The sequence below is a fragment of the Roseofilum capinflatum BLCC-M114 genome, assembly GCF_030068505.1.
Taxonomy (GTDB): domain Bacteria; phylum Cyanobacteriota; class Cyanobacteriia; order Cyanobacteriales; family Desertifilaceae; genus Roseofilum; species Roseofilum capinflatum.
On record NZ_JAQOSO010000107.1, the window covers coordinates 1 to 8,800 of the forward strand.

The 8,800-nt window shown below is 43.8% G+C and carries 6 protein-coding genes; 1 reads left to right on the forward strand and 5 read right to left on the reverse strand.

Annotated elements, in window-relative coordinates; genetic code table 11:
• Positions 1-128: 128 nt before the first annotated feature.
• The 4 genes from PMG25_RS20830 to PMG25_RS20845 form a co-directional block, all read right to left on the reverse strand.
• Complete coding sequence (locus PMG25_RS20830) at positions 129-2,300, reverse strand: sensor histidine kinase (RefSeq protein ID WP_283768819.1); 2,172 nt, start codon at positions 2,298-2,300, stop codon at positions 129-131.
• 31 nt (positions 2,301-2,331) lie between these two features.
• Positions 2,332-3,084, reverse strand: coding sequence for a transporter substrate-binding domain-containing protein (locus PMG25_RS20835; RefSeq protein WP_283768820.1), 753 nt, complete (start codon positions 3,082-3,084; stop codon positions 2,332-2,334).
• A gap of 326 nt (positions 3,085-3,410) precedes the next feature.
• A complete protein-coding gene (locus tag PMG25_RS20840) occupies positions 3,411-5,075 on the reverse strand; it encodes a hypothetical protein (protein WP_283768821.1) in 1,665 nt (554 codons plus the stop codon).
• Between the two features lie 58 nt (positions 5,076-5,133).
• The gene (locus PMG25_RS20845) at positions 5,134-6,669 is read right to left on the reverse strand and encodes a diguanylate cyclase domain-containing protein (RefSeq protein WP_283768822.1); all 1,536 of its coding nucleotides are present in this window, start codon (positions 6,667-6,669) and stop codon (positions 5,134-5,136) included.
• 280 nt (positions 6,670-6,949) lie between these two features.
• Between PMG25_RS20845 and PMG25_RS20850 the strand changes: the two genes are divergently transcribed.
• The gene (locus PMG25_RS20850; protein ID WP_283768823.1) at positions 6,950-7,834 is read left to right on the forward strand and encodes an alpha/beta fold hydrolase; all 885 of its coding nucleotides are present in this window, start codon (positions 6,950-6,952) and stop codon (positions 7,832-7,834) included.
• Here the strand turns inward: PMG25_RS20850 and PMG25_RS20855 are convergent.
• On the reverse strand, positions 7,825-8,667 hold the full coding sequence (locus tag PMG25_RS20855) for an EI24 domain-containing protein (protein WP_283768824.1): 843 nt from the start codon (positions 8,665-8,667) through the stop codon (positions 7,825-7,827). The genes PMG25_RS20850 and PMG25_RS20855 overlap by 10 nt on opposite strands.
• Positions 8,668-8,800 lie beyond the last annotated feature (133 nt).

Here is an 8,800-nt window from a genome sequence, read left to right on the forward strand (position 1 = left end):
AGGCAATAGGCAATAGGCAATAGGCAATAGGCAATAGGCAATAGGCAATAGGCAAAAGGCAATAGGCAAGAGGTTTTGAGTGTTTAACCCTGTATTCCATAACAGAGCAAAGTGCTGTATTAATGATATTAACTCGATTTTATGGGTAATTGTATCAAGAACTCGGTTCCTTTTCCAGGGATGGAATTGCAGAGGAGTTGACCCTTATGTTTCTCGACAATAATTTGATAGCTAATGGAGAGACCTAATCCGGTTCCCCGGCCGACGGGTTTGGTGGTAAAAAAGGGATCAAAAATGCGCGATCGCAAGCTTTCTTCAATTCCCGGGCCGTTATCAGCTATGCGAATTTGCACCCGATCTTCTGAGAGGTCTTGGGTTTCAATCCATAGAGTCGGATCGATAATATCAGCTTCAGATAGGGCATCTATGGCATTTTCTAGAATCTGGAAAAAGACTTGATTGATTTCACTGGGGTAGCAAAATACATTGGAGACTCTGGTATAGTTTTCAATGACTTGAATCGATTGTAAATTAGCTTGTAGAATCATTAAGCTGCTCTCTAATCCATCTTGGATATTCACCCATTTTTGATCGGATTCATCCAACCGGGAAAAACTTCGCAAGCCTAAGACGATTTTCTGGATGCGATCGGCTCCACTTTGCATGGAGATCATTAAGTCGTGAAAATCTGCGACAATAAATTCTAGGTCAATGTCTTGTGTTTTTTGATTGATTTCATCGGCGGCTTCCGGATGGTATTTTTGATACAGTTCAATCAATTCGGTCAATCCTTCTAAATATTCTTTGGCATGGGGTAAGTTGCTGTAAATAAAGCTGATCGGGTTGTTGATTTCATGGGCGACTCCGGCAACAATTTGCCCCAAGCTGGACATTTTTTCAGTTTGAATGAGTTGGGCTTGGGTTTGCTTGAGTTCCTGTAGGGCTTGCTCGGTTTTTTCTTTTTCGAGTTTGAGGGCTTCGGTGCGCTTTTCGACTCGTTCTTCTAAGGTTTGGTTGGCGGTTTCTAAGGCTTGGAAAGACTGGCGCAGTTGTTGGGACATTTGGTTAAAGGAACGGCGCAAGGTTTCTAATTCTCGCAGATAGAAGTGGGGTAAGTGTTGATTGAGGTTGCCTTTGGCGATCGCCCCGGTAGCTTGAATGAGTTGATGTAAGGATTGGGTAATCCAACGGGAGGTTCTTAAGCCGAGTAAAAGGGAGACGAAGAGGGCGATCGCACAAAGTTGAATCGTAATCCACGTATTAGCGTTGATTTGCTGCATAAAATCGGCTTCTGGAACCACCACCACAATCAGCCAATCGATGCCTTGGGCATTTTGAAAGGGGGTGACTTGTAAAAATTGTCGCTCTCCTGCAAGCAAAAATTGCAATTTTTCCGTGGTTTTTACGTTTTCTAAAGTGCCAAATTCTTCTTGCAGATATTGGGCAGAGGATTGAATGAGGCGATCGCTGGTATTGGTGGCTTGAATTCTTAAGGTTGTGCCATAGGTGACGAGAAAGGGACGATCTAGGGTGGAACTGGCGACTAATAAGCCGGAACGCTCTAAAATAAAGGCTTCTGCCCCTGGACTAATATTTAATGCTTGCAAAAATTCACTAATTTCTGAGAGTCGAAATTCCGCCCCAAATACTCCTAAGAGTTTGCCCTTGTTGGTATAAACGGGTTGATTGACGGTAGTGGCTAGGGTTTCTGAACCGAGATGGGTGTAAATCCCTCCCCAAGTGGCTTTTCCGGCTTGAATGGCATTCTCATACCATAATTCTAGGCGGCTATCATAGTCTGGGGTGGATGACAGGAGTTCTCCGATTTCTTGAGAAGAATGGAGTTCATAGGTTTCTAAGGCTTGCTCTGTGTCTGGGTTGGCTAAGGATAGCAGGTATCCATCCGGCGATCGCTCTAAGCCTAAAAATTGCCCTTCCTCGCTGCTAAACTTCAGCGCACTAATCGCTTCAAAGGCTTGTAACTGCTTGCCAAAATAGGCTTGCAGTTGCTGAGGATCTTCTAGATTCAGCAGGTTGAGAGTTACGGCATCTTGATTAATTTGATTGACTAAATATAAATCATGAATATAGGTGGCGAGTTCCTGCTCAATGCGAGCGGTAATTTCTGCCCGCAGTTGAGTCGTGACTTGATTAATCGCTTTTTGTCCATTGCGAAGGGAAAACCAACCGGTTAAACTGACGGCTAAGGAAACTTGCAGCACAAAGGGCACAACTAAAATAACCCGTAAAGATAGTTTACGGGGCAGAAGTGCAGTCCAGATTTTGAGACGTTTAAGCAATGAGCAATGGGTAATAGGTAATAGGGTTGAGTTAGCTAAACCATTTCTGGATGAGTTCTTTGATTTTTCCAGTCTCTTTCATTTCGGTTAAGACTTGATTAAAGGATTCGGTATAGGGTGAACCCTTGGGAAGGGCGATCGCCGATCCACTCGATTCGGTGTCAAAGGATTGGGTAAAATCTAAATCCGGGTTCGCGGAAGCATAGCGCTCCGCTACCGTGGACTCGATAATCGCTGCATCTAGGGTTTTGGCTTTCACTGCTTGGATAATTTCCCCAATTTTATCAAACTCTACTAACTCAATATCAGTAATCTTTTTAGCTGCATCCGCTTGAATCGATCCCCCTTGCACCCCCACCCGCTTGCCTTGTGCGTCCTCTTTCAGGTTAAGATTTGCCCCTCTGGGCATGAGAATAATACTAGAAGCTTGATAATAGAGATCGGTAAAGTCTACCTTAGCTTGGCGCTCTGGTGTGGGAGACATTCCCGCCATGACAAAATCTACTTCATTGTTTTCTAAGGCAGAAATGAGGCGATCGAAGTTCATATCCTCAATTTTTAGCTCAAAATTCAGAGAATCCGCTAAATATTGGGCAATGTCAACATCAAAACCAATAATCCGTTCTTCTCCTCCTGTACTATCTTTAAATTCATAGGGAGGATAATCAGCAGAGGTTCCCATAACTAAAGTGTCTGGAGTTTGGGTTGGGCTACAAGCAGAAAAAACCAGCACACTAAACAAAGTTGTTATACTGAGAATCAGGAAGGTTTTTATTGATTTCATGGGTGGGAGTCATTCGCAAAGAATGAGTAGTTCTAATGAGTTTTGAGAATCAGATAGATCGACCTGCAATTATATCAAATTTCAGAACAGCTTGTGCCATTTCTTAATGAGAATTCAAGGTTATATAGGCGCTGTCCTGAGCGAAGTCGAAGGGAGAAGGGGAGCAGAAGTCCCTCTCCCTTGGGAGAGGGATATAGGGAGAGGGCATTTCCTGTTGCACAATTCATTTAGACTAGCTATAGATCCCCCAAACGGCCTGCCCCTCATCCCCTGACTCCTGCTCCTGTGGGTGCTGTCCTTAGCGAAGCCGAAGGGAGAGAGCATCATCACCAGCATTCTTTTTGCTCAAATCCCCGGTTGCCCCTGACGGAGATTTGACAAGAAAACTCTAAAACTCCCTGACCTGTGGACTGATTATTGATAATTGAATTTCCTCGCCCTCCTTGAGAAGCTTTAGCCACAATATTGCCATGGACTTGATTATTCTCAATTCTGACATGATTCATCTGATTTTCGCCCCGATTGGTGTCAGCACTGACATAAATATTGGACTCTCCAATGGGAGCGGGTAAGAGGATATTATCTGTAATGGTCACATTTTCAATCTCAGGAATTTTATAAATGCCAATATACGCATTTCCTCGATTGCCCCGAATCACTGCCCCATTAACCGAAGTCCCTCCACAACATTCTTGAATTAAAATCCCTTCTCCGTCCACGCTCCAATAGCGATTCTCCATAATTTGATGGCGATAAACTTCATACTCATTTCCTTCAATGGTGACTTGATGACCTGACCAATCAATCCCCCGATTTTCATAGGTATTAGCATTTCTCGGTTGGGTTAATCCGGTGGGGTGACTCCAGACTTGTTTTCCTTGTTTATCGTGAATTTCATTATCTTTCACGATCAATCCTTGACCAGAGGCTTGAATTCCTGTACGCATGGTATGATAAACCCAATTATCGCGGATGATAATTCCCTGGCGAAATAATCCCGGTTGAGTGGTGGGAGTTTCGGCTAACTCGAACTGGCCGGAGCGATTGACGGCAATGCCATGATGGGCACTATAATCAAAGGGGACGCGATCGCCTTCAGAATAAGTAATGATGGTTTTCTTGTCTAAGCTTTTAACTTTATATCCCGGTTGCTCGTAAGTATCGGTAATCTGGTCGTTGAGGCGATTATTGGCGACTAAAATGTTTTCATAGCCATTCACCTTCAAATTGGCTGTAAAGCGATCGCTAAACCGCATCCAACCGTCTTGGAAGGAGCGATCGGGCACTCTACCATCAGGATAAGCCACATTATTGCTACGAAGGCCAAAGAGAATGATATTACGATTCTGGGCTGAGGCTAAATCCGGTTTAATCTGCACACCTGCACGATTGATGTCTAAATAGACTAATCCCAGATTGCTATCGGTTTCTGGGTGAGCGGTGCGAATGGTTTTAAATGCGGTGTCGTTGGGGGTTCCGTCTCCAGAGAATTGGGGTTGATATTGGGGGAACACCAGACGGGAGGGAGGCTGGAAGTCATCCGATTTTGCCTCGGCGCTCGGCGGTGTTTCTCCACGAAGGATAATGCGATCGTCTAAAACCAAGTCATCTGTAAATTCATAGGTTCCAGCCGGGAAATAGATCGCCCCTCCTCCCTGTGCCAAGGCTGCGGCTTTGGCTTGCTCAAATTGGCGATCGCGGGTTTCTCCAGGAAAATCCGTGATATCATAAACGCAACCCCAAGGTAACTGATTACTCCAGGGATAAGCCTCTTTTCCGTAGAAGGCGGCGATCGGATTATTTTCTAGGGCTGAATCAACCGCAGGACACCCCCTATCTGCAACTCGATGAATAGATACCGGTGAACTGTTGACACGAACTGTCTCTGGAGATGATGCCCAGAATAGAAAAGAAATTAGCCAGCCGACAATCACTATCCCCCCGATCGCAAACACTAATTTTTTGTACTTCCTCCAGAGTTTATGATTCATGACACCTCATTTTAATGCCTTAGAAAATACAGATTTATTCAAGTCACAACAGATTAACTTATGAGTCATTTAGAGGCTGATAGCAAAATTGATTTCTGCCTAATTGTTTGGCTTCATATAAAGCGCGATCGGCAGCATTAATGAGAGACTTGCTTGAGCCTATATCTTTAGCAACTACGCTGCTAATGCCTAAACTTAATGTGATAGATTGATTGATCTCAGAAGTTTGGTGAGGAATTTGCAAGTTAGCAATTTCTTTTTGGACACAACGCACCACCTCAGACGCACCTTTAGGATCGGTATTGGGTAAAATTATGGCAAATTCTTCTCCGCCATATCTAGCCACTAAATCCCCTGGTCTTCTGGCTGCTTTCGTTAAACATTGAGCGATTTTAATTAAACAATCGTCTCCCTTTAAGTGTCCATAAAAGTCATTATATTTTTTAAAAAAATCAACATCACATAAAACCAAGGATAAACAAGTTTTTTCACGTTTCATCCGCAACCATTCTTGTTCCAATACAGAATCAAAAACACGCCGATTCGCCACCTTAGTTAATCCATCTCGATGGGCTAAGTATTCTAACTCTTGATTGACTTTTTCTAGTTTTTGATATAACTTTGATTTTTCTAAAGGGGAAGCCAGTTGATTAACTACGGCTTGAATTAAATCCACCAATTCATCATTGCAACTTTCAATATTTAATTTATAAAAAACAAGAATAGCCAAAACTTTTTGATTTTGATTAGAAATAATAGGCACGCCAAAAACAGACTTAAATCCTGACTGTTTCGCTAAATTCTTGCGAATGTATAAACGATCTTCACAATTAGAACAATCCTTAATCCATTCGGGTTTTTGAGATTGCCAAATTCTACCGGGCAAACCTTCATCCAGAGTAAAGGTTATCTGTGCGCTTTTCTTCTGGAAATTTTGAAACCGAGCAACTCCTTCTTCTAGACAAGGAGTATAAGTTAATAACGTTTCTTCCTGATTGGGAACCCACGCTTCTGCATGATCCCAAACAATATGAGAACAGACTCGCTCTAAAACCTGAGAAATTGCTGCATTAATGTCCAGAACATCATTAATAATTTTAGTGACATCTAGCATTAAACTCATTTCTCTCTGAGTTTTTTGTAGCTCCTTATTTTTGACCTCTAAAACTTGATTTTTTAACTTCAACTCTCTCTGTAGGTCTCTCAACTTAAGGTGATGTTTCACCCTAGCTAAGAGTTCTTCCACTTGAAAGGGTTTAGTCAGGTAATCAGCTCCTCCTAGTTGAAACGCTTTAGCCTTGTCCATACCTTCTTGAAGGGCACTTAAGAAAATAACGGGGATATCAGAAGTTTGGGGATTTTTCTTGAGACTTTGACAAAAAAGATACCCATTCATTTCAGGCATCATGATATCTAGAAGAATTAAATCGGGTTGAAAATGGTCAAGGCTGGTGAGGGCAAATTTACCATTAGCTGCTAAACGAACTTCATACCCTTGTTGTTGCAAAACAGTTTTCAGTAGACGAAGATTTTCTGGGAAATCATCGACAACTAAAAGTTGTGGACATGGCTTAGGATTAGAAGACTTACTCATCTTTTTCGATCGAAGGGGGTGAAAGCTGCCAAGTCCAATTATAAGAACAGTTCTAAATCATTACAGCTAATTATCATAAATTTTAGGAATCTAAGAGCCAGGAGTTGGGAAACTGAAATTAGGAGGACTTAGGGTATTACTTCTTATGATATGGCATATTCTAGGAATCAACCATGCGATCGCTGGCCTTATGGCCGGTTTGCCTAGTTCTACCTTAACGCCTTCAAGGGTCAAAAGGGGTTAAAATTTCATCAGCACACCCGATCTTCTCTCAAACGCTGTGACCTCTCAACTGTTATCCGCAAATCCCTTCACCCCTCAAACCTGGCTCTGGCAGAACCACCAGATTACCTATACGGTTCAAGGCCAAGGTCTTCCCCTGGTCTTACTCCATGGTTTTGGGGGATGTATAGGCCATTGGCGCAAAAATATCCCCACCTTAGCCCAAGCTGGATATCAAGTGTTTGCCCTAGATTTACTGGGGTTTGGAGCTTCAGATAAACCCGCCTTAACCTACTCCCTAGACCTCTGGTATAGCCTACTTCAGGACTTTTGGGAAACCCATATTCAACAGCCCAGCGTATGGATTGGTAATTCGATTGGTGGACTGCTGAGTTTAATGATTCTCTCGCGATCGCCAGAGCGGGGAAAGGCTGGAGTTTTGATTAACTGTGCGGGGGGGTTAAACCACCGTCCTGAAGAACTGAATTTTCCCTTACGGATAATCATGGGAGGGTTTACTCATTTGGTCAGTTCTCCCCTAACCGGGCCATTGATGTTTAATCAGGTACGACAAAAACACCGCATTCGCAGGACGCTCCATCAAGTGTATATGTCTTCCGAGGCGATTACAGATGAGTTGGTGGATTTGCTCTATCAACCATCCTGCGATCCTGGGGCACAACAGGTGTTTGCTTCGGTACTGACTGCTCCTCCGGGGCCAAAACCAGAAGAGTTATTACCCCAGGTGAAACAGCCTTTGTTGGTTTTGTGGGGAGAAAATGACCCTTGGACTCCGATTGCGGGGGCGAAATTATATCGTCGTTTGGCTCAAAGCCGTGCAGATGTTGAGTTTATCTCGATTCCGAATGCGGGTCATTGTCCCCATGATGAATATCCGGATTTAGTCAATCGGCTGATTTTAAGGGGATTAACTCAATTTTGAGTTGAGAGATTGGCTCGCTCTTGGGTAAAGTGACGGGGCCAAATCCGATCGCAGAACAGGAGCGTTCCCCCAGATACACACAGGGGAACGGTCAAAATATTGATAAACGGAACACTCACTAAGCCAAAACACACTAAACCAAACGTGGCACTGGCGGGAAAGGTGCGCCAAACTAAGGTTAACTTTTTCCGGAAGGGAAGTCGTCGGCGCTCTAAGGGGGAGTCAAAAAAATCTAGGCAAACGATGGTTGTGGCTAGGGTTAAACTGCCGATACTAAAGATCAAGGTTCCGATCGCAGGAATGCCGTTGAACAGGAGCAGGGGAATCGTGGCGATCGCCATCAACAGCAGTTTTTTCAGCTCAAATAGGATGGCTCGCCAAATATCCTGGGCGATCGCCAACGGATGGGTATTAATCTCCGGCAGTTGTCCCAGGCGCGTTTTTTCAATTTGTTCTGATAATTGACCGTACCAGGGAGAACCTAAAATCGCCCCAAACTGCACCAATAAAAAGCCCGTAACCAGGAATAACACCAGCAGCAGCAAAGCATTCAACAGCCAATGTACCACAACGGCCAACCCAGCCAAAAACCCTAACCACACCGGCAAAGCACCGATCCACTCATTCCACTGAAGGGCCCAGCGATCGACCAAGGTTTCCACCAATTCTAAACTGGGAAACACCAAACCCGCATAAAGGGCAATACCAATGAAAATATTAATTAAAATCGGCACAATCACATAACCGCGCAATTTTGGCTGATTCACCAACAAACCCAGAGCGCGAAACGGGTAAGTTGCCCCAGCAATCAATCCCATGGGAAAATTAAACATAGCGATAGAGTCAAAATAGCGATCGCACCTTCTCGTTATACCCCATACCCATACAAGAAGAAATTACGGTATTCATCCTTGACATCCTCACCGCCCTAGAAGGACGGTGATTCCTAAATCTCACAATTTAGGT

Bases quoted from the DNA above. Each gene is read 5' to 3' on its own strand.
- PMG25_RS20840 (WP_283768821.1), bottom strand. From the start codon at position 5,075: ATGAATCATAAACTCTGGAGGAAGTACAAAAAATTAGTGTTTGCGATC.
- PMG25_RS20855 (WP_283768824.1), bottom strand. From the start codon at position 8,667: ATGTTTAATTTTCCCATGGGATTGATTGCTGGGGCAACTTACCCGTTT.
- PMG25_RS20835 (WP_283768820.1), bottom strand. From the start codon at position 3,084: ATGAAATCAATAAAAACCTTCCTGATTCTCAGTATAACAACTTTGTTT.
- PMG25_RS20845 (WP_283768822.1), bottom strand. From the start codon at position 6,669: ATGAGTAAGTCTTCTAATCCTAAGCCATGTCCACAACTTTTAGTTGTC.